This window comes from Ruegeria sp. SATB045 (assembly GCF_059613525.1).
Map to the genome: position 1 here is coordinate 165,979 of NZ_JBXWSR010000028.1, position 19,932 is coordinate 185,910.

Genomic DNA, 19,932 nt, shown 5'->3' on the forward strand with positions numbered 1-19,932 from the left:
CCTATCGCACGCAGGCCACGGGTTGCAGTATCTGCAACAGTTGGTCGTTGTCGCATACCAGCGCGTCCAGCGTGATGTCATCTAACGACGCATAAAACACTTCGGCAGCATCTTGCAGCGCCAACCGCAAACGGCACGCATCGGTCAATGGGCACGTGTTGTCTGCATCAGCAAAACACTCGGCCAGCGGCAGATTCCCTTCGACATGGCGAAAGACCGACCCGATGCGAATCTGGTCAGCGGGTCTGGCAAGCGTCATGCCTCCGTTTCGACCCCTTTGCGTACTGAGATAGTCAAGCTGGCTCAGTTGATTAATCACCTGTGCCAAATGGTTTTCCGAGATGTTGCACACTTCGGCAATCTCGGATTTGGTCACAAGCCTGTCCTGATGCGCGGCACAATACATCAGCAGGCGCACCGCAATATTCGTCCGTTTGGTAATGCGCATGGTCGCCTCCCAAATTTCAAGATGCGACCTTATTGCATGTCCGGCAAAAAAGCGGTTTGACATACATCAATCGGCGCAAAGGACACAGTGGCACATGGCAGACCCTTACTTCTTTGGCTACGGAAGCCTGGTCAACCTTGCGACCCACGATTTTCCGGATGCCCGCCCTGCCCGCCTGAAGGGCTGGCGTCGCGCTTGGAGGCATACGGACCTTCGCCCGGTGGCATTTCTAACGGCCATCCCTGATCCGAACAGCGAAATCGAAGGCATGATCGCACATGTGCCTCGAAACGACTGGGCCGCTCTGGATGAACGCGAATGGGCCTATGATCGAGTACCCGCAACCCAAGCCGTGACACATCCCCTGACTCATGATGTGGAAATCGCCGTCTATGCAGTGCCTCATGGCCGTCACGCCGAACCGACCAATCGCCATCCCTTGCTGCTCAGCTATATCGACGTGGTTGTACAAGGCTATCTGCGGGCCTTTGGCGAAGCCGGGGCGGACCGCTTTTTTGCCACCACTGATGGATGGGATGCTCCGATCCTAAACGACCGCGCCGAACCTCGCTATCCGCGTCACCAGCAGTTGAAACCGAACGAGACCGAATTTGTGGATACCCGCCTGCAGCATCTTTCTGCAAAACTGGTCCACTCTTTGTAAAAAAGGCCGGGGACGCTTGCCCGGCCATTCTTTGGTAGAAAATACGTGCGCCGCAGAGCGCGTTTATCACCCGCGCGCGCGGATCACTTGCAGCAAGGGCAGCAAAGTCGCCATTTCCGGTCCGCGCTCCATCCCTGTCAGCGCTTTGCGCAACGGCATGAAAAGCCCCTTACCTTTGCGGCCCGTGGCCTCTTTGACGGCCTTGGTCCAGGCTCCCCAGGTTTCACCGTCAAACGGTCCTTCTGGCAACAGCGCAACAGCTTCGGCGATGAATGCCCGATCCTCGTCAGCGATTAAAGGTTCGGCCCCGTCGCGGCACAGATCCCACCAGCCCTTCAGATCAGCCAGAGTCGTGATGTTCTCGCGCGCCATGGCCCAGAACGACTCGGCCAGCTCAGCCGGGACACCCGCATCGGCGACCGCATCGGCCACATCGGCCAGTGGCAACGATTGCAGGTGTTTTGCGGTCAGCGGAAACAGGTCCTGCACGTCGAATTTGGTCGGCGCCGCGCCAAAACGGCCAATGTCAAACCCGTCAATCAGCTCGGCCATATCCGAACGCAATTCGACCGGATCAGAGGACCCTAGACGCGCCATCAAGCTTAGCAGAGCCATCGGCTGCACGCCCTGTTCGCGCAGATCGCGCAAGGCCAGCGTACCCAGACGTTTCGACAGCGCTTCACCCTGCGGGCCAGTCAGCAGCGAGTGGTGCGCAAAGCGCGGGCAGTCTCCGCCCAGCGCCTGAATGATCTGAATCTGCGTCGCGGTATTGGTCACATGGTCCGAACCGCGCACCACATCGGTCACGCCCATCTCGGTATCGTCGACCACCGACGCGATGGTGTACAGAACCTGACCATCCCCCCGGATCAGCACCGGATCAGACACTGACGCCGCATCAATCGAGATGTCGCCGAGAATACCATCATTCCACTCGATCCGTTCGTGATCCAGTTTGAAGCGCCACACACCATTGCCACGTTCCGCGCGCAGAGCCTCTTTCTCGGCCGCCGACAGGTTCAGCGCGGCGCGGTCGTAGACCGGCGGCTTGCCCATGTTCAGCTGCTTCTTGCGTTTCAGGTCCAGCTCGGTCGGTGTCTCGAACGCCTCATAGAAACGACCCATCTCGCGCAGCTTGTCGGCTGCTTCGGCATAGCGATCCAGACGGTCGGACTGACGCTCGACCCGGTCCCAATGCAAACCCAGCCACTCCAGATCCTGCTTGATCGCGTCGACATATTCTTCCTGCGACCGCTCGGGATCGGTGTCGTCGATGCGCAGGATGAACGTGCCGCCTGCCTTGCGAGCGATCAAATAGTTCATCAGCGCGGTGCGCAGGTTGCCCACATGGATGTAACCGGTGGGCGACGGGGCGAAACGGGTGGTTGTCATAGGTGTCTCCTGTTGGCGCGGCTCTTGTCACAGGATGGGCATTTTGTCCAGCACATGCAGGAAAACGGGGCGGCAGGAAACAAATCTGTCTTCAGATCCGGCGCGGATCGCAACATGAGCAAAAATTAACATGCTATGTTCGCTCACGCAGCCCATTTCACTGATGTGTGAACTGGCAAGTGGCCTTCACCGATCTAGGATTAGAACTGGTGCTCTGACAGGGAGAATGAGACATGACCATCAAACTGACACGCCGCGCAGCGCTCGGATCAGCCGCAGCATTGCCTTTTGCCGCCGCTGCAACCCCGGTGCTGGCAGCAACGAACGAAACCAAAGCGAACTCGACAATCGCCAAATCGTTTCAACTGGGCGATTTCACGGTCACCTCGCTTTTGGATGGCAGTTTGCCGCGTGACGGTGCCAAAGAGATTTTCGGCGGCGGTGCCTCGGACGAGGAATTTGCCAAGGTCTCGGCCGACAACTTCATCCCTGCCGACCAAGCACAATTCTTCTTTACCCCGACGCTGGTCAACACCGGATCCGAGCTGGTTCTGTTCGACACCGGCCTGGGTCAGGGGGGTATTCAGGCCGCTCTTGCAGATGCGGGGGTTACCGCTGATCAGATCGACGTCGTCGTACTTACCCATATGCATCCCGACCACATCGGCGGCATGACAACCAATGATGCCCCCACCTTTACCAACGCGCGTTTTGTGACCGCTTCGCCCGAATATGATTTCTGGGCAGCTCAGGATGCAGGGAACCGCGTCGGCGATCTCGTTGCCGCCAAGGTCACTCCGCAAGCTGAAAAGATAACATTCCTTGGCGATGGCGGAGAAGTCGCATCAGGCATCACAGCCGTCGCGGCGTATGGCCATACACCGGGCCACACTGTCTATCACCTTGAAAGCAACGGGCAGCGTCTGGTGCTGACAGCTGACCTCGCAAACCATTACGTCTGGTCTTTCGCGCATCCCGAATGGGAAGTGCGCTTTGACATGGACAAAGCTGCAGCCACAGCATCACGCCGTAAGGTTTTGGGTATGCTGGCCGCAGATAAAGTCCCGATGATCGGATTCCATATGCCGTTCCCCGCAGCAGGTTTTGTTGAAACACGCGGGGATGGTTTCCGCTTTGTCCCCGTCAGCTATCAGATGATGGGTTAACCCTTAATACCCTGGGTCCGGCCGCACGCGTGAGCCATCGGTAAAACGTGACAGACGAAACGCGGCCGGATCAACACATGGTGTTGTGTCCGCGACCAGATCAGCCATAAGGCGGCCCGCGCCGGGCGCTATGCCAAAGCCGTGGCCGGAGAAGCCCGTGGCGATGAACATACCCGGCATCGTATCCACACCCGAAATGACAGGTATGGCATCGGGTGTAACGTCGATCATCCCCGCCCAACTCTGAACCAGTTCACTTGCCTGTAAGGCCGGAATTGCTTTCTGCGCACTCGCCCAAGCGCGGCGAAGAACCTTGCCCGAAGGATCGGGGTCCAGAACGCGGGTATGCTCGAACGGCGTGACATCGGTAGGCAGCCACGATCTGTCCTCTTGTGCTTCGACCGCCCAACGTTTGGACCATCGGAACCGGAGTGATCGCCATTCCTGCCGAAATGCGGGCAGAAAACGCCGGGCCAATCGAAAGCTGTCAGGGACGATATCCACCGTATTCTCATGGCCAGATGCTATTGTGTACCCTCCGTCCGCACGTTTACGAATTGCGAAGTCATCCGACCATAAAGCTGTCTCGGGACCTGCAACCGGAGAAGCCCGTAACACCGTGTTCAGCACTTTGAGCTGTGGCAAATCTATACCCGCGTTGCCTGCGAAAAGGCGGGACCAGGCACCTCCTGCCAATACCGCGGAATCACAGGCGACACGGCCGCGTTCAGTGAAAACCCCGGCAATGCGCCCATCCTGCACATCCACGCTGCGCACTGCACAGTTGGTCATGAGCACCGCACCCCTGTCGCGGGCTGCCTCGGCGATCGCAGGGGCTGCCCACTGCGGCTCGGCCCGCCCATCGCGAGGCATGTAAAGCGCGTAGTTCAATCCAGTTTTGTGGTCCGGCAACACAGCGTCCAGTTCAGTGCCAGACAGCAATTCTGCGCCTGTCTGCAATCCCTCAACATGCTGCGCCCACCGTTCGAGGTTTTGGGCCCCGCGGCGACCCGAAGCACCAAACAGAATTCCTGACCGGGTAAATCCGGTTTTGCGCCCGACACGGTCATCAAGCCCATCCCAGAGTTTCTGGGCCTCCAGCATCAAAGGAATTTCGCGAGGATCCCGCAAACCCAATCGCACCCAACCCCAATTGCGCGAGCTCTGCTCACCAGCTATGTGGCCTTTTTCGCAAAGTAGAACCCGTGCGCCCCGCTCGGACAGCTCCAAAGCGGTTACGGCACCAATAATTCCTCCTCCGATCACCACGACATCCACGGATTTCGGAAGGTTCAAATCTGGTTCCACGTGGGTGGGTTTCGGGCCGGGCATCTACCGCTCTTTTATCATTGCTCGGACCGCAATGAATGCCCGTCGCACAACCAGTGGCAATACGACCGAAGTCGTGGTTGTTACTATTTTCGTGATCTGTGGCTATCGCGCACAGTTTCCAAAAAACGTAAAAGCTCAGGCTGCCCCGACCAGTTCAGCCCATTTTTGCCGTAGAGAGGCAGAAAACCCGATGACAGTGTCAGGCGCAGCTTCTTGCGGCTTGTCCTCGGATGCCGGAATCGTTGGCGGTGTTGGCTCTGGTTCCGACTTGACCGAATGCTCTTGGTTCATCAGGTCGGCAATCGCCAGGTCCAGCTTGGTTTCATCCAGAACCTGACCTTCCGATTCCATGGACTTCCACGGTAACGGAGAATGCAGCGGTTTATCGTATTCCTCACGCATGGCGATACCAAATCGTTAACACAGACATCTGAGGCGACGCGCAAACTTACCTGGTCGAGTCAACCGTCCGGTTTGTCCAACCCAATTGCGTCACACCCGCCCGACATTGGGCGATAATACAGCTAAAATGTGGCGAAAAAGCGGCCTGTCGACAAGGAAAACTGCCAAACAAGGGCTACCACCCCACTCAAAGGGGATTGAGTGGAAACACTTTATCACAGTTAGGGAAATTGGATCGGGATTACCGACAATCTATCTCAGGAGCGGTCGCGCCACCGGTTCGCTATCGGATAGCGGCGATCCAGCCAGAAGGCACGACTTGTCAGACGTGTTCCGGGCGCAGACTGAAACCGCTTGTACTCTGAGATATAGATTAGATGCTCGACCCTGCGGGCATCCGCTTCGTCAAAACCAGCAGCAACGCAATCAGCGATCGAGCCGTCCTGATCGACTAGAATATCCAAAAGCGCGTCCAACACCGGATAATCCGGCAAGCTGTCACTGTCTTTCTGATCCGCGCGCAGCTCGGCGCTGGGGGGTTTGTCGATAACCGACGGCCGAATAACTTCGCCATTGGGGCCCTTCATCCAGTCGCGATGATTGGCATTCCGCCAACGGCATGTTTCGAAAACCCGTGTCTTGTACAGATCTTTGATCGGGTTATAGCCGCCATTCATATCGCCGTAGATCGTGGCGTAGCCCACGGCGACCTCGGATTTATTACCGGTGGTCAGCAACATCTCGCCGAACTTGTTTGATATCGCCATCAGCAGCAGCCCGCGCAGACGGGATTGAATGTTTTCCTCGGTCAGATCCTCGTCCCGCCCGGCAAAGAGCTGGGACAGAGTCCCAGTAACGGCCGCCCGGCTATCCGAAATCGGAACATAGTCGTAATGCACGCCCAGCGCCTTGGCGACGGCCTCGGCGTCGTCCAGCGAAGCCTGGCTGGTATATTCCGACGGCAGCATGACACAGCGCACGTTCTCGGCCCCAAGCGCATCCACGGCAATCGCGGCAACGAGCGCCGAATCCACCCCCCCGGACAGTCCAAGCACGCACTTTTTGAACCCCGTTTTACCCATGTAATCACGCAGAGACTGGACCATGGCGCGGTAGTCCTGCTCCCATGCATCGGGCTGCGGCACGATATCTGCCGGAACGATACGCCACCCGTCGTCCCCACGCTCCAGATCAACATGAGCCAGGGCCGCGTCAAAAACGGGCATTCGGAAAGCAAGTTCTCCGCCCGGGTTCAGGCCAAAAGTCGCGCCGTCAAATACCTGGTCGTCCTGTCCACCGACCATATTCAGATAGATCAGGGGCAACCCGGTCTCGATCACACGTGCAACCATATGATTCAGGCGGATATCGTATTTGTCGCGAAAATAGGGCGAACCATTCGGGATCAGCAGGAACTCGGCCCCGGTCTCTTCCAGCGTCTCGGCCACATCCGGATGCCAACTGTCCTCGCAGATCGGGCTGCCGATGCGCGTATTGCCAACTGAGTAAGGCCCCCCCAAAGGGCCTGAATCATAAAGGCGCACTTCGTCGAAAACGGTTTCATTGGGAAGATGATGTTTCAACACCTTGCTACTGACCTTGCCGCCCTTCAGAATCAGGTAAGCGTTGTATAGGTGGCCGTCTTCCACCCAAGGCCCGCCGATCGCCAGAGCAGGCCCATCTGCACATTTCGCGGCCAAAGCCTCGACAGCGGCCATGGCCGTGCGATGGAAAGCAGGCTTCATGACCAGGTCCTGCGTATTGTACCCGGTTATGAACATTTCCGGCAACGCCACCATCTCGGCCCCTGCGGTGCGCGCTTGTTCCCATGCGTCAAGCGCCTGCGCCGCATTGCCTTCGATATCGCCCACAGTCGGGTTGAGTTGCGCCAGAGTGATGCGGAAACGGTCGGCCATGCTGCCCTCTTGCCCTCGTCAGTCTTATGCCATTTAGCAGATCGCGGCGCGAGTGAAAGGCAAATGCGGCAAAAGCCGTTGCCCTGCCCCCTGCGGTATCTTAGTTTTGCGCAAAAGGATGATAACCGGGCAGGTTGGAACGATCATGAATGCATTCCGCACCTCAATTGCTGTAACGGCCCTGGCCTTGATGGCCGGAACCGTTAGCGCGCAGGAAGGACAGGTGATCACGGCCGATGACGAGGTCGGCGGCGTCTACGAAGGTACGTTTCTGAACGGCCTGCGCCACGGAACCGGCACGTATCGCCTACCGGACGGCTTCGAATACACTGGCCAGTGGTCCGAGGGTGAAATTCAAGGCAGCGGTATCGCCCGATACGCGAATGGGTCGATCTACCAAGGTATGTTTGCAAAGGGTCAGCCCGAGGGGCGTGGCAAGATCATCTATGCTGACGGTGGCAGCTATGAGGGCGACTGGGCTAACGGCACGATCAACGGCACCGGCATTGCGACTTATGCGAACGGTCAACGGTACGAAGGTGGGTTCAAAGATGCCAAGCGTCACGGCAAAGGCATTCTGACCAATCCGAACGGCTATACCTATGACGGTGATTGGGTCGAAGGCGTCAAGCAGGGCAAAGCCAAAATCACCTGGGCAAACGGCAACGTTTATGAAGGCGACGTCCTGAATGGGCAGCGCCATGGTGAAGGCACTCTGACCGTTCCCGACGGCATGACCTATAGCGGTGCGTGGCTTGAAGGTCGGATGACCGGAAAGGGCCGGCAGGTTCTGGCGAACGGAGACGTCTACGAAGGCGACATGGTGGACGGGCGCCGTCAGGGCACCGGCAAGGCGACCTATGTGAACGGCACGACATACGAAGGCGCGTATGTCGATGACCGTCGAGAAGGCAAGGGCCGCTTTGTTGGCGCAGACGGGTTTGAATACAACGGCGAATGGTCCGGAGGCCAGATCGACGGGTTCGGCGAGATGACCTATCCTGACGGCTCGGTCTATGTGGGGGATTTCAGCGTCGACCTGCCCCACGGCAAAGGCGTACACACTTACCCGGATGGCACTATATACGACGGTGACTGGATCGCTGGCATCTACGAAGGCCGCGGAACCGTCACCTATCCCAACGGCGTGGTCTATTCGGGCCAGTTCAGGAACGGCCTGAGCCATGGCTCAGGTGTGCTGAAATTGGCCAATGGTTATATATACGAGGGCGAATGGGTTGACGGAAACCGCCAAGGCACTGGCAAAGCCAGCTTTCCGGATGGCACAGTCTACGAAGGCGAATTCCTGAACGGCAAGCGGCACGGCCAAGGCACCGTCACCACGGCACGCAATTTCACATATACCGGTGGGTGGGTTGACGGAAAAATCAGTGGTAGCGGTATTGCGACCTATGCCACCGGCGACGTCTACGAGGGCAATTTCCGCGACAATAAACGCCACGGTGACGGCACCATGCGTTATGCCAATGGAGAGGTCGAGACTGGCACCTGGGAAAACGACGTCTTGCCCAGCAGCGGCGAGGCTGAGACGACAGCGCCAGAGGAAACCCCGCCCGCGGCCCAACCGACCGAGACGCCCTCGGACGGGTAGCTCAGGCTACCACGGAACGGTCTGACCCGCCCAATCGAAGAAGCCGCCGGTATCAGCATGGGTCAGTGATTGAGCCACAGCCAGCAGGTTCTGAGCCGCCTTGTCCGGTTTAACTGCCGGATGACGACCTACGTATTTCTCGGTGAACGCGGTTTGAACCGTGCCAGGATGCAAGGCTACGCACACACTTTGTTTATGCGTCCGCGCCAACTCGATCGCGGTTGTATGCACAATCTGGTTCACGGCGGCCTTGGCCGCGCGGTAACTGACCCATCCACCCAACCGGTTGTCGCCGATGGACCCTACGCGGGCCGAAAGCACGGCAATCAAGCAGCGCCTGTCACGGGGCATCAGTTTGGCTGCGTGCCCCAGAACCAAAGCGGGGCCTACCGCGTTCAACGCAAACTGATCCATCATGGCCTGCGCAGACACTGCCTTTATCGACTTTTCCGGCGTGGCCCCGTCGATCTCAAGCGCGCCGGACGCGACGAAGATCATGTCATAAGGGCCAGTTAGCGTGCCGAGAATCGCGTTGGATTTGTCCGGATCCATCAAATCGAACCCGTCCATAGACCGCGACAGGGTCGTGACTGAAACAGAGTGCCCAAGTAGCCGCGCGTGAAGGGCTGAACCAATCCCCCCGGACGCGCCGATGATAAGTGCCGTTTGCATGCTTCTTCACCTAGCAGCCTGCCCTCACCAATCAATATTTCCCGAAAAACAAACACGACCGGTAACAAGCTGCAAATTCCGTCTTTTCATTCGCGGCGCTGTCTGTATAACCTCAACCCCATGATCAACCGCGCAGATATCCTTGTTGCCGACACCGCCCTTGGCGGTGCGTCGCTGCGTGGCCTACTGATCCTAATCCGCCTCTGAGCGTGCCATCCGGCGCGCCCGCTCAGAGGAGGACGCCCGCGCGCCATAGGCTTTAGGACAGAAGAAGAAAGAGATTCCCATGACCAACGTGACCGACCAAGACCGCGTCTTGATCTTTGACACCACCTTGCGCGACGGCGAACAAAGCCCCGGCGCAACCATGACCCATAACGAAAAGCTCGAAATTGCCGAGCTGCTGGACGAAATGGGCGTCGACATCATCGAGGCCGGTTTCCCAATCGCCTCCGAGGGTGATTTCAAAGCTGTCAGCGAGATTGCCGAGCGCTCGAAAAACAGCCGCATCTGCGGTCTGGCCCGCGCCAATTTCGCAGACATTGATCGCTGCTGGGAGGCGGTGAAACACGCACGCCTGAACCGCATTCATACCTTCATCGGCACCTCTCCGCTGCATCGCGCCATTCCGAACCTGACCCAGGACGAGATGGCCGAGAAGATCCACGAAACGGTCAGCCATGCACGCAATCTGTGCGACAACGTGCAGTGGTCGCCGATGGATGCCACCCGGACCGAGTGGGATTACCTGTGCCGCGTGATCGAGATCGCGATCAAGGCGGGCGCGACGACGATCAACATCCCCGACACGGTGGGTTATACCGCTCCGGTCGAAAGCGCCGACCTGATCAAACGCCTGATCGAGACCGTACCGGGTGCAGATGAGGTGGTTTTCGCCACCCACTGTCACAACGATCTCGGCATGGCGACGGCGAACTCTCTGGCCGCTGTGGCGGGCGGAGCGCGACAGATCGAGTGTACCATCAATGGTCTTGGCGAACGCGCCGGCAACACCGCGTTAGAAGAGGTCGTGATGGCACTGCGCACGCGCAATGACATCATGCCGTGGCACACAGGTATCGACACCACCAAGATCATGCATATCTCGCGTCGTGTGGCGACGGTGTCCGGGTTCAATGTGCAATTCAACAAAGCTATCGTCGGCAAGAACGCCTTTGCGCATGAAAGCGGCATCCACCAGGACGGGATGCTGAAGAACCGCGAAAACTTTGAGATCATGCGCCCCGAGGATATCGGCTTGTCCGGCACGTCTTTGCCGTTGGGCAAACACTCGGGCCGCGCGGCCCTGCGCGACAAGCTCGAGACCTTGGGCTTTGATTTGGGCGACAATCAGCTCAAGGACATCTTTGTACGGTTCAAGGATCTGGCCGACCGCAAGAAAGAGGTCTTTGACGACGACCTCATTGCCTTGATGACCATGGATCAGCACGACGACTATTTGCAGCTCGTGTCGATGAAGGTGACCTGCGGCACAGGCGGCCAAGCCGAGTCTACGGTCGAACTTGAGATGGATGGCAAGGATATCATCGCCACCGAACATGGCGACGGTCCAGTGGACGCGACTTTCAAGGCAATCCGTGCGATCTATCCCAACAAAGCGCATCTGCAACTCTATCAGGTCCACGCAGTGACCGAAGGAACCGATGCCCAAGCCACGGTGTCTGTTCGGTTGGAAGAGGACGGCATGATCGCTACCGGTCAGTCGGCGAACACCGATACCGTCGTCGCCTCGGCCAAAGCTTACATCCACGCGCTGAACCGCCTGATTGTAAGACGTGAAAAAGCGGGTCCGGGCGCTGATGCGCGCGAGATCAGCTACAAAGATTTGACCTGACCGAACGGCGGCCCGTCTTTGCGGGCCGCTTTTTCGTCGCAAAGGTCAGGACAACCCGGCCTTTTGCATCCCATCCACAAAATGCCGAAAATCTTCATCGCTGGCGTAGTGCAGCATGCCTTCAATATCAGCGATCTTGAACTTTGGCTGGGCCTCGTAAATTGCGTCAACGTACGCTCGCGCTTCGTCCTGGTTTCCCAGCCACGCATGGCAGGCAGCGACATATGCGTTCTGAAGCGAGTCGAGGGCAGGCAACCGGGCGAAATCCTCTAATGCCTGATCATACTTCTTAGCACCGAAGCGCGCCTTTCCAAGATGGCTCCAGAACCGTGCAGGGTGGTGAGGGTTCAGACGCATCGCCTTTTGTATCCACTCGGCACCTTCATCGGCACGACCCGACCATGTCAGCAATTCGCCCATCTGAACCACAACCAGATCGTAATTCGGGTTCAGCGACAGCGCGCGTTCCTGATGATACCGCGCCCGGCCAAGGTTGTTTCGCAAAATCTCTACCGCAGCCATCAAACGATGAACATCCGCGTCGTTATCATCCAGAGAAGCGGCCTTGAGGATCGCCTTTTCACACTCACCCAGCATGGCTTCACGATCATCGCACCAACCATATCCCCAAGCTTGACCGCGGATACAACCGCTCCAGGCATGGGCGTGCGCGTAATCCGGATCCAGTTCGATAGCGCGATCGATCAACTTTGTCGCCTCGGCATTATCCTCGCGCGTGCTGCGGTGATGCAGGACTTTCGCGGCCAAAACGCATTCATAGGCTGCAAAACTGGAAGGTTTCTTGCGCGTCAGCCCCTCTTGCTGCGAAGCTTCGATACGACCGGGAAGTGTGGCAACCACGGCCGAGATAACCTCGTCCTGTATTGTGAAAATGTCATCCAGGTCGCGATCATACTTCTCAGCCCAGACATGGCCATCACTGTAACTATCAATCAGCTGAACGGTGACACGTACCCTGTTGCCAGCCTTTCGGACACTACCTTCGACGATGTATTGCGCACCCAGCTTAGCACCCACTTCGCGTACATTCACAGCCTGTCCCTTGTAGACAAAACTGGAATTGCGCGAGATCACGAACAGCTCATGCCGGCGGCTCAACTCGGTCAGCAAATCTTCGGTAAGACCGTCGGCAAAAAACTCCTGTTCGGTATCTCCACTCATGTTTGCGAAGGGCAAAACCGCGATAGAGGGTTTGACCACTTTGGTATCGCCATCACCTGCTGGCGCATCGTCTGCAACCGTGCCATCCAAAGCGACCCGATAGGCATGAACAGGTTGAGACAGGTTCTTAAGTGTCAGATCGCCTAGATCATCATATTGCAACTCCAATCGGTCCGAGACTTGTTCATGCACCGCGCCCGAGATCAGAACCTCACCAGCATTTGCAGATTGCTCAAGCCGCGCGGCGATATTGACACCGCTGCCGAAGATATCGCCATCCTCAAAAATGATCTCATCCAGATTTATCCCGATGCGGAAATGAATGCGCTGGTCCTTCGGAACATCTGCATTGCGACGCAACATCCGGTTCTGCACCGCGACCGCGCAGGTCACTGCTTCGCTGGCGCTGGGGAATTCAACCAGCATCCCGTCGCCCGTTGTTTTGATGATTTTTCCGCGGTTCTTGTCGATTGCCGGGTCGATCAGCTCGATACGGTGCGTACGCAGACGGGCAAGCGTGCCTTGTTCATCCGCTTCCATCAGCCGACTATAGCCCACCATGTCAGCGGCCAGAACCGTAGCTAGTCGGCGATCCATCGCGCACCTCCCTGACCAAAGTCTAGGACCGAACACCCCATTTCCAAAACAGATTTTGTAAAAACACCCAAGGCGTGTATCGCGAAGACGCGAATGCCCTGATCAAGTGTATTCAGGCATCTTCAGAGCTTGGCAAACAACGCATCCAAACGGCGCATCTCATCCGCAATTCCGAATGGCGCATTTACAACGAACATCCCTGATCCGATCATGCGATGCCCTTCGCGCGCGGCGGGAAAGCGGACTTCGTGACACTCGACCTTTGGTAAGTCTTGCCCTTGCAGCGCCGCGACCATCGACTTGTGCCGCCCATCCGCAAGGATTGGATACCACAAGGCAATAACGCCTACGTTCCATTTCCGATGCACTTTAGAGATAAAACCCGGCAGCCGGTCATACTCTGACTTCACCTCGTAGCTCGGATCAATCAACAGAACTCCTCGCCGTGGCGTTGGCGGCAGTAGCGAATGCGCCAACTCATATCCGTCCTGCTTGTAGGTTTTTGTTCCGAACCGCGACACGGCCAGCGACAAGGCGCCGAATTCTTGTGGATGCAGTTCGGCCAAATGCATGCTGTCCTGATCGCGAAGCAAATTACCCGCGATCAGGGGTGAACCTGCATAGGCGTGCCGTCCGTGTGTCGCCTGAACCTGCGTCAGTGCACGTGACAGCGGATGATCCGCTTTGAACCAACCTTCGCGCTGCACCCGCTTTATCCCGGCCAAAGCCTCGCCTGTTCGCACTGCTTCATCCGCGTCCAAGTGATACAAACCACGACCTGAATGTGTTTCGAGATAGGTCAATGGTTTGTCTTTTTGGGTCAAATATTCCAGCACCCATGCCAACAAAGCGTGCTTTTGCACATCAGCCAGATTTCCAGCATGGTAAATATGTTGATATGAGAGCATGTTGCCTTCTAAAGTCCCTATCAATAAGGCGGAAAGGTGCTGATTGACGCGGAATCAGCCCTTTTACCGGGCGAGATGGCACCCTATAAGACATCCGTCCCGGAACCGTCGAGTCGCGGGCAGTGGAAATTTTGACGAACGGGATCATTGAAAACATGGGAATCTTTGGCAATCTGGGCGGCCTGTTCACAGCGGACATGGCGATTGACCTTGGGACGGCGAACACGCTGGTTTATGTCAAAGGGCGCGGTGTGATCCTGTCGGAACCTTCGGTGGTGGCCTATCACGTCAAGGACGGCGTCAAAAAGGTTCTGGCCGTGGGCGAAGATGCCAAGCTGATGCTGGGTCGAACGCCCGGCTCGATCGAGGCGATCCGTCCGATGCGCGAAGGCGTGATTGCCGATTTCGACACTGCCGAAGAAATGATCAAGCACTTTATCCGCAAGGTGCATAAACGGTCGACCTTCTCGAAGCCCAAGATCATCGTCTGCGTACCCCATGGCGCGACGCCAGTTGAAAAGCGCGCGATCCGTCAGTCGGTTCTGTCGGCAGGTGCGCGCCGCGCGGGCCTGATTGCCGAACCGATTGCAGCCGCCATTGGTGCTGGCATGCCGATCACTGATCCGACCGGCAACATGGTTGTCGATATCGGCGGCGGCACCACCGAAGTGGCCGTTCTGTCGCTGGGCGACATCGTCTATGCGCGCTCGGTCCGCGTGGGCGGAGACCGTATGGACGAGGCGATCATCTCTTACCTGCGGCGTCAGCAAAACCTGCTGGTGGGCGAATCTACTGCAGAACGTATCAAAACCACCATCGGCACCGCCCGGATGCCAGACGATGGTCGGGGCCAGTCAATGCATATCCGGGGCCGCGACCTGCTGAACGGCGTGCCCAAAGAAATCGAGATCAGCCAAGCCCAAGTGGCCGAGGCCCTTTCAGAACCTGTCCAGCAGATTTGCGAAGCGGTGATGACTGCATTGGAAACCACACCGCCCGATCTGGCCGCCGACATCGTGGACCGGGGCGTGATGCTGACCGGCGGCGGCGCGCTGCTGGGCGATCTGGACCTTGCCCTGCGCGAACAGACCGGTCTGGCTGTGTCGATTGCCGATGAAAGCCTGAATTGTGTGGCTTTGGGTACCGGCAAAGCGCTGGAATACGAAAAACAACTGCGCCACGCGATTGACTACGAAAGCTAAGGCGCGCACCCTTTCGGGGTAAGAACTCGGGCAAGAGCAGCACGGGAAGGTAACCTGTGGCAAACGACCGATCACAGCGCGATGAATACACGGCACCTCTGCGCCGCTTGTTGCTGGGGATTGTTGTGCTTTGCCTGTTGGGCATCTTTCTCGTCTGGCGCATCGACAGCCCTCGGGTTGAACGATTCCGCGCGCAAGTGGTCGACAAGGTTGTGCCCTCGATGGAATGGGCGATGGTGCCAGTCACAGGAATCGTCAATCTGGCCCGTGACTTCCAAAGCTATCAGCGGCTGAGCGAACAGAACCAGGAACTGCGCAGCGAGTTGCGCCTGATGCGCGCTTGGAAAGAGGCCGCCCTGCAGTTGGAACAGGAAAACGCGCGCCTTCTGGATCTCAACAACGTACGGCTTGACCCGCGCCTGACCTATATCACCGGTGTCGTTATGGCCGACAGTGGCTCGCCCTTTCGGCAATCGGTTTTGCTGAATGTTGGTGAACGCGACGGCATAATGGATGGCTGGGCAACGATGGACGGTATTGGCGTGGTGGGGCGCATCTCGGGCGTTGGCCCCGACACGGCCCGGGTCATCCTGCTGACCGATGCCTCAAGCGCTATTCCCGCGACGATTCAGCCTTCGGGCCAGACTGCACTGATCGCGGGCGATAACACATCCGCACCCGCCGTCGAGTTTGTGGAAAATCGCGAACTTGTACGACCGGGCGACCGTGTTGTCACGTCAGGTGATGGCGGAGTGTTTCCCGGCGGCCTGCTGATTGGCCAGATCACGGCCGATCCGGGCGGGCGTCTGCGCGTACGCTTGTCTGCGGATTTCGAACGGCTGGAATTCTTGCGTGTTCTTAGGTTCCACTCGGCTCCTGCCATCGAAGACTCGGGGGATATCGTCGGACCACGACGTCCCGAAGCCGCCCTGACACCAGCAGAGGTCGGAGATGGATAGGAATGCGTCTCAGCTTTGGACCAAGCGTGCATTGTATCTGTTTCTGGCAATGCTGATCTTGTTCATGCACCTTCTTCCGCTGGATACAAAACCGGACCGCTGGCCCTTTCCCGATCTGTTGATCGCGTTGACGTTCGCGTGGGTCATGCGGCGGCCCGAATTTGTGCCGATTCCGTTGATAGCGGTTGTGATGCTGACCGCCGACCTGTTGCTTCAACGCCCGCCGGGCCTGATGGCGGCATTGGTGGTCATTGGCGCGGCCTATCTGCGAACAGCATCGCTGGGCATGAGGGATGCCGGTTTTCCAAGTGAGTGGATGACATCAGCGGTCGTGATCACGGCAGTTTTTGTGCTCAACCGCGTTATTCTTGCTATTGTGTCCGTGCAACAGGCGGCATTGGGGCCAGTCGTGATTCAAGTGGTTCTGACAATAGCTATTTACCCCTTGATCGTTCTGCTGACACAGAGCGCATTCGGCGTTCAACGCATATCCGCCGCCGAAACCGGCACGATGGGGGCACGCTGATGAAGCAACAGAAGCCCAAGTCACAAGGAATGGCCTATAAACGCTTACCCCGTCGGGCCTTGATTCTTGGCGGGTTGCAAGCTGCCTTTATCGGGGGTTTGGCCGCCCGCATGCGTTATATGCAGGTCGATCAGGCCGATGAATACCGCCTGCTGGCCGAAGAAAACCGCATCAACATCCGCCTGATCCCTCCGACGCGCGGACGTATATATGACCGAAACGGTCAGATCATCGGGCAAAACTCTCCTTCCTACCGTATCGTGATGGTCCGCGAGGACGCAGGCGATGTGGACGAAGTGCTGACGCGGCTGTCGTCCCTGATTCCGCTGACCGAAGACGAAATGGAACGCGCCAAGACCGAGATGCGCCGTTCGGCCCCGTTTCTTCCGGTCACGTTGGCTGATCAGGTCACGTGGGAGGATATCTCGAAAGTCGCCGTCAATGCGCCTGCCCTGCCGGGGGTGACACCCGAAGTCGGCATGACGCGGCAATATCCGCGCTACGAGGACTTTGCCCATGTGGTCGGATATGTCGGCCCAGTCAGTGATTATGACCTAAGCCAGATCGACGACCCCGAGCCGGTTTTGCGCATCCCCCGCTTTCAAATCGGCAAGGTTGGACTTGAGGCCAAGCAGGAAAGCACCCTGCGCGGCAAGGCCGGGGCCAAGCGGGTCGAAGTCAACGCCACCGGTCGCGTCATGCGCGAATTGGACCGGCAAGAAGGCGAGGCCGGCGCCGATCTGCAACTTTCCGTCGATGCCGATCTGCAGCAATACGCGCAAGCCCGTTTGGCGGGTGAAAGCGCCGCGGCGGTGGTAATCGACTGTGAGACCGGCGATATCCGCGCGATCAGTTCAGCACCCAGTTTCGACCCGAACCTGTTTGTGCGCGGTATCTCGGTTGGGGATTACCGAACCCTCACACAAGACAATTACCGCCCGCTTGCGAATAAGACAGTCCAAGGCACGTACCCTCCGGGATCAACCTTCAAGATGATCACCGCCATGGCCGCGCTTGAGGCCGGAGTGATCGGCCCCGGCAATACCGTTTATTGCCCCGGCCATCTAAAGGTGGGCAGCCGCCGTTTCCACTGCTGGAAGCGCGGCGGGCATGGGACTGTCGATCTGAACCTTTCGCTCAAGCGCAGCTGTGATGTCTATTATTACGATGTGGCGCTGCGGACCGGTATCGACAAGATTTCCGACATGGCGCGTGTTTTCGGGCTGGGCGTCAAACATGACATTCCGATGTCGGCAGTTGCGGCCGGGCTGGCCCCGAACCAGGCATGGAAAGAGCGGGTACACGGTGAAAGCTGGCTTGTGGGCGACACAGCAAATGCGTCGATTGGTCAGGGTTTCATGCTGGCCTCACCTCTGCAGCTTGCGGTCATGACTGCACGGATCGCCACCGGACGTGAAGTGAAGCCAAGACTTGTTCGTTCGATCAATGGGGTCGAAGAACCCTCGGGCCTGGGTGAACCTTTGGCGGTGAACCCGAACAATCTTGAACAGGTGCGCAAGGCCATGTTCTCGGTCTCGAATGACCGGGGTGGTACCGCCTATCGCAGCCGCATCATTGCTGACGATCTGCGCATGGCTGGCAAGACCGGCACCAGTCAGGTGCGCAACATCACCAAGGCCGAACGTGCCGCAGGCGTGATCCGAAATGAAGACCTGCCATGGGAACGCCGCGACCACGCGCTGTTCGTCAGCTTTGCCCCCTATGACAAACCGAAATACGCAATCGCTGTTGTTGTGGAACACGGCGGAGGCGGCTCTAAGGCCGCCGCACCTGTTGCGCGGGACATTATGCTACAGGCGCTTTACAACGGCACGCCCCCACTCGAAGCCTATCCTGTCGCAGACCGGGAACGCATAAAGGAACAACAGAAACAGCTTGAAGGCGACCGCCGCCCCAAAGCGCGTCCAACCACAAAGGACCGCGCATGAGCTATCTTGAATACGCCGTCAAATCCACGCCATCGGGGTTCCGCAAGTTCCTGTACATGAACTGGCCCCTGACGCTTTTGCTGATCAGCACAGCCAGCGCCGGGTTCCTGATGCTGTTTTCCGTGGCCGGAGGATCCTGGACCCCGTGGGCCGAGCCACAGATGGAACGTTTTGGTCTGGGCCTCACAGTGATGTTCATCATCGCGCTGGTTCCGATTTGGTTCTGGCGAAACATGTCTGTTTTGGCCTATCTGGGCTCGATCGGGCTGCTGATCATGGTTGAGCTTTTCGGAACAATCGGTATGGGCGCGCAGCGCTGGATTGATCTGGGCTTCATGCGGCTGCAACCCTCCGAGGTGATGAAAGTGGCGTTGGTGATGGTATTGGCCGCTTACTACGACTGGCTCCCTTCGCATAAAACCTCACGCCCGATATGGGTTCTGATCCCGGTTGCGCTGATCCTGATCCCGACGGCGCTGGTCCTGAAACAGCCTGACCTAGGCACGTCGATCCTGCTGCTTGCGGCGGGCGGAGGTCTGATGTTCCTGGCCGGTGTCCACTGGGCCTACTTTGCCGCCGTCATCGCGGCGGTGGTCGGCCTGATCGCCACTGTGTTCAACAGCCGCGGGACCGAGTGGCAATTGCTCAAAGACTACCAGTTCCGTCGCATTGATACGTTTCTGGACCCATCGACCGATCCCCTGGGCGCAGGGTATCACATCACACAGTCCAAGATCGCGCTGGGATCAGGAGGGTGGAATGGGCGCGGCTTCATGCAAGGCACGCAATCGCGCCTGAACTTCCTGCCGGAAAAACACACCGATTTCATCTTTACCACCTTGGCCGAAGAGTTCGGCTTTGTCGGCGGCATCACCCTGCTGACGCTATACGGGCTGATCCTTGTGTTCTGCCTAGTCACGGCGCTGTCGACCAAGGATAGGTTCTCGTCGCTGGTGACGCTAGGCATCGCGTTGAATTTCTTCCTGTTCTTTGCAGTCAACATGTCGATGGTGATGGGGCTGGCCCCGGTGGTGGGTGTACCCCTGCCGATGGTCAGCTACGGTGGCTCGGCGATGCTTGTTCTGATGGCGGCCTTCGGTATTGTGCAAAGCGCCCATATCCACCGTCCCCGCTGATTTGAAAGGCCCCC

17 protein-coding genes are annotated in these 19,932 nt (G+C 58.0%); 9 read left to right on the forward strand and 8 right to left on the reverse strand.

Annotated elements, in window-relative coordinates:
- Position 1: 1 nt before the first annotated feature.
- A complete protein-coding gene (locus AC2FNR_RS15990) occupies positions 2-448 on the reverse strand; it encodes an RrF2 family transcriptional regulator (protein ID WP_209195274.1) in 447 nt (148 codons plus the stop codon).
- Positions 449-542: 94 nt separating this feature from the next.
- Between AC2FNR_RS15990 and AC2FNR_RS15995 the strand changes: the two genes are divergently transcribed.
- Complete coding sequence (locus tag AC2FNR_RS15995) at positions 543-1,112, forward strand: gamma-glutamylcyclotransferase family protein (protein WP_170353455.1); 570 nt, start codon at positions 543-545, stop codon at positions 1,110-1,112.
- 66 nt (positions 1,113-1,178) lie between these two features.
- Here the strand turns inward: AC2FNR_RS15995 and gltX are convergent, their stop codons facing one another.
- On the reverse strand, positions 1,179-2,504 hold the full coding sequence (gltX, locus tag AC2FNR_RS16000; RefSeq protein ID WP_496850017.1) for a glutamate--tRNA ligase: 1,326 nt from the start codon (positions 2,502-2,504) through the stop codon (positions 1,179-1,181).
- Between the two features lie 233 nt (positions 2,505-2,737).
- Between gltX and AC2FNR_RS16005 the strand changes: the two genes are divergently transcribed.
- The gene (locus AC2FNR_RS16005; RefSeq protein WP_496850019.1) at positions 2,738-3,670 is read left to right on the forward strand and encodes an MBL fold metallo-hydrolase; all 933 of its coding nucleotides are present in this window, start codon (positions 2,738-2,740) and stop codon (positions 3,668-3,670) included.
- A 3-nt stretch (positions 3,671-3,673) separates the two neighbouring features.
- On the opposite strand, the gene AC2FNR_RS16010 is transcribed toward AC2FNR_RS16005, so the two are convergent.
- From AC2FNR_RS16010 to AC2FNR_RS16020, 3 genes are all read right to left on the reverse strand, one after another.
- Positions 3,674-5,002 carry an NAD(P)/FAD-dependent oxidoreductase gene (locus tag AC2FNR_RS16010; protein WP_480866925.1) on the reverse strand — a complete coding sequence of 443 codons (1,329 nt, stop codon included), beginning with the start codon at positions 5,000-5,002 and terminating at the stop codon, positions 3,674-3,676.
- 135 nt (positions 5,003-5,137) lie between these two features.
- The gene (locus AC2FNR_RS16015) at positions 5,138-5,404 is read right to left on the reverse strand and encodes a hypothetical protein (protein WP_353391266.1); all 267 of its coding nucleotides are present in this window, start codon (positions 5,402-5,404) and stop codon (positions 5,138-5,140) included.
- Positions 5,405-5,661: 257 nt separating this feature from the next.
- Positions 5,662-7,320, reverse strand: a complete 1,659-nt coding sequence (locus AC2FNR_RS16020) for an NAD+ synthase (protein ID WP_170353460.1) — start codon at positions 7,318-7,320, stop codon at positions 5,662-5,664.
- A gap of 145 nt (positions 7,321-7,465) precedes the next feature.
- Here AC2FNR_RS16020 and AC2FNR_RS16025 point away from each other — a divergent pair, with 145 nt between their 5' ends.
- Positions 7,466-8,932, forward strand: a complete 1,467-nt coding sequence (locus AC2FNR_RS16025) for an MORN repeat-containing protein (RefSeq protein ID WP_496850021.1) — start codon at positions 7,466-7,468, stop codon at positions 8,930-8,932.
- A 6-nt stretch (positions 8,933-8,938) separates the two neighbouring features.
- Here AC2FNR_RS16025 and AC2FNR_RS16030 read toward each other — a convergent pair whose 3' ends face one another.
- Positions 8,939-9,604 (reverse strand): SDR family NAD(P)-dependent oxidoreductase, encoded by a 666-nt coding sequence (locus AC2FNR_RS16030; protein ID WP_496850022.1) that lies wholly within the window; start codon positions 9,602-9,604, stop codon positions 8,939-8,941.
- A gap of 286 nt (positions 9,605-9,890) precedes the next feature.
- Here AC2FNR_RS16030 and AC2FNR_RS16035 point away from each other — a divergent pair, with 286 nt between their 5' ends.
- Positions 9,891-11,459 (forward strand): 2-isopropylmalate synthase, encoded by a 1,569-nt coding sequence (locus AC2FNR_RS16035; RefSeq protein ID WP_496850024.1) that lies wholly within the window; start codon positions 9,891-9,893, stop codon positions 11,457-11,459.
- A gap of 45 nt (positions 11,460-11,504) precedes the next feature.
- Here AC2FNR_RS16035 and AC2FNR_RS16040 read toward each other — a convergent pair whose 3' ends face one another.
- Both AC2FNR_RS16040 and AC2FNR_RS16045 read right to left on the reverse strand, forming a co-directional pair.
- Positions 11,505-13,238: an adenylate/guanylate cyclase domain-containing protein gene (locus AC2FNR_RS16040; RefSeq protein ID WP_170751710.1), complete on the reverse strand. Its 1,734-nt coding sequence runs from the start codon at positions 13,236-13,238 to the stop codon at positions 11,505-11,507.
- Positions 13,239-13,360: 122 nt separating this feature from the next.
- A complete protein-coding gene (locus AC2FNR_RS16045) occupies positions 13,361-14,146 on the reverse strand; it encodes a 23S rRNA (adenine(2030)-N(6))-methyltransferase RlmJ (RefSeq protein WP_496850026.1) in 786 nt (261 codons plus the stop codon).
- A 155-nt stretch (positions 14,147-14,301) separates the two neighbouring features.
- Between AC2FNR_RS16045 and AC2FNR_RS16050 the strand changes: the two genes are divergently transcribed.
- The 5 genes from AC2FNR_RS16050 to rodA are packed head-to-tail and all read left to right on the forward strand — an operon-like array spanning position 14,302 to position 19,918.
- Complete coding sequence (locus tag AC2FNR_RS16050; RefSeq protein ID WP_039523195.1) at positions 14,302-15,348, forward strand: rod shape-determining protein; 1,047 nt, start codon at positions 14,302-14,304, stop codon at positions 15,346-15,348.
- Between the two features lie 56 nt (positions 15,349-15,404).
- On the forward strand, positions 15,405-16,307 hold the full coding sequence (gene mreC, locus AC2FNR_RS16055) for a rod shape-determining protein MreC (protein WP_496850028.1): 903 nt from the start codon (positions 15,405-15,407) through the stop codon (positions 16,305-16,307).
- Positions 16,300-16,833: a rod shape-determining protein MreD gene (locus AC2FNR_RS16060; RefSeq protein ID WP_496850030.1), complete on the forward strand. Its 534-nt coding sequence runs from the start codon at positions 16,300-16,302 to the stop codon at positions 16,831-16,833. The genes mreC and AC2FNR_RS16060 overlap by 8 nt, the downstream gene beginning before the upstream one ends.
- Positions 16,833-18,782, forward strand: a complete 1,950-nt coding sequence (mrdA, locus tag AC2FNR_RS16065; protein ID WP_496850032.1) for a penicillin-binding protein 2 — start codon at positions 16,833-16,835, stop codon at positions 18,780-18,782. Before AC2FNR_RS16060 ends, mrdA begins: the two co-directional genes overlap by 1 nt.
- Positions 18,779-19,918: a rod shape-determining protein RodA gene (rodA, locus tag AC2FNR_RS16070; protein ID WP_170353468.1), complete on the forward strand. Its 1,140-nt coding sequence runs from the start codon at positions 18,779-18,781 to the stop codon at positions 19,916-19,918. The genes mrdA and rodA overlap by 4 nt, the downstream gene beginning before the upstream one ends.
- The last annotated feature ends 14 nt before the right edge of the window (positions 19,919-19,932 follow it).

Excerpts from the sequence above, each read along its gene's own strand:
- AC2FNR_RS15995 (WP_170353455.1), top strand. The coding sequence starts at position 543 with ATGGCAGACCCTTACTTCTTTGGCTACGGAAGCCTGGTCAACCTTGCG.
- rodA (WP_170353468.1), top strand. The coding sequence starts at position 18,779 with ATGAGCTATCTTGAATACGCCGTCAAATCCACGCCATCGGGGTTCCGC.
- AC2FNR_RS16025 (WP_496850021.1), top strand. The coding sequence starts at position 7,466 with ATGAATGCATTCCGCACCTCAATTGCTGTAACGGCCCTGGCCTTGATG.
- AC2FNR_RS16015 (WP_353391266.1), bottom strand. The coding sequence starts at position 5,404 with ATGCGTGAGGAATACGATAAACCGCTGCATTCTCCGTTACCGTGGAAG.
- AC2FNR_RS16060 (WP_496850030.1), top strand. The coding sequence starts at position 16,300 with ATGGATAGGAATGCGTCTCAGCTTTGGACCAAGCGTGCATTGTATCTG.
- gltX (WP_496850017.1), bottom strand. The coding sequence starts at position 2,504 with ATGACAACCACCCGTTTCGCCCCGTCGCCCACCGGTTACATCCATGTG.
- AC2FNR_RS16045 (WP_496850026.1), bottom strand. The coding sequence starts at position 14,146 with ATGCTCTCATATCAACATATTTACCATGCTGGAAATCTGGCTGATGTG.
- mrdA (WP_496850032.1), top strand. The coding sequence starts at position 16,833 with ATGAAGCAACAGAAGCCCAAGTCACAAGGAATGGCCTATAAACGCTTA.
- AC2FNR_RS16035 (WP_496850024.1), top strand. The coding sequence starts at position 9,891 with ATGACCAACGTGACCGACCAAGACCGCGTCTTGATCTTTGACACCACC.
- AC2FNR_RS16030 (WP_496850022.1), bottom strand. The coding sequence starts at position 9,604 with ATGCAAACGGCACTTATCATCGGCGCGTCCGGGGGGATTGGTTCAGCC.
- AC2FNR_RS16010 (WP_480866925.1), bottom strand. The coding sequence starts at position 5,002 with ATGCCCGGCCCGAAACCCACCCACGTGGAACCAGATTTGAACCTTCCG.
- AC2FNR_RS16005 (WP_496850019.1), top strand. The coding sequence starts at position 2,738 with ATGACCATCAAACTGACACGCCGCGCAGCGCTCGGATCAGCCGCAGCA.
- AC2FNR_RS15990 (WP_209195274.1), bottom strand. The coding sequence starts at position 448 with ATGCGCATTACCAAACGGACGAATATTGCGGTGCGCCTGCTGATGTAT.
- AC2FNR_RS16020 (WP_170353460.1), bottom strand. The coding sequence starts at position 7,320 with ATGGCCGACCGTTTCCGCATCACTCTGGCGCAACTCAACCCGACTGTG.
- AC2FNR_RS16050 (WP_039523195.1), top strand. The coding sequence starts at position 14,302 with ATGGGAATCTTTGGCAATCTGGGCGGCCTGTTCACAGCGGACATGGCG.
- AC2FNR_RS16040 (WP_170751710.1), bottom strand. The coding sequence starts at position 13,238 with ATGGATCGCCGACTAGCTACGGTTCTGGCCGCTGACATGGTGGGCTAT.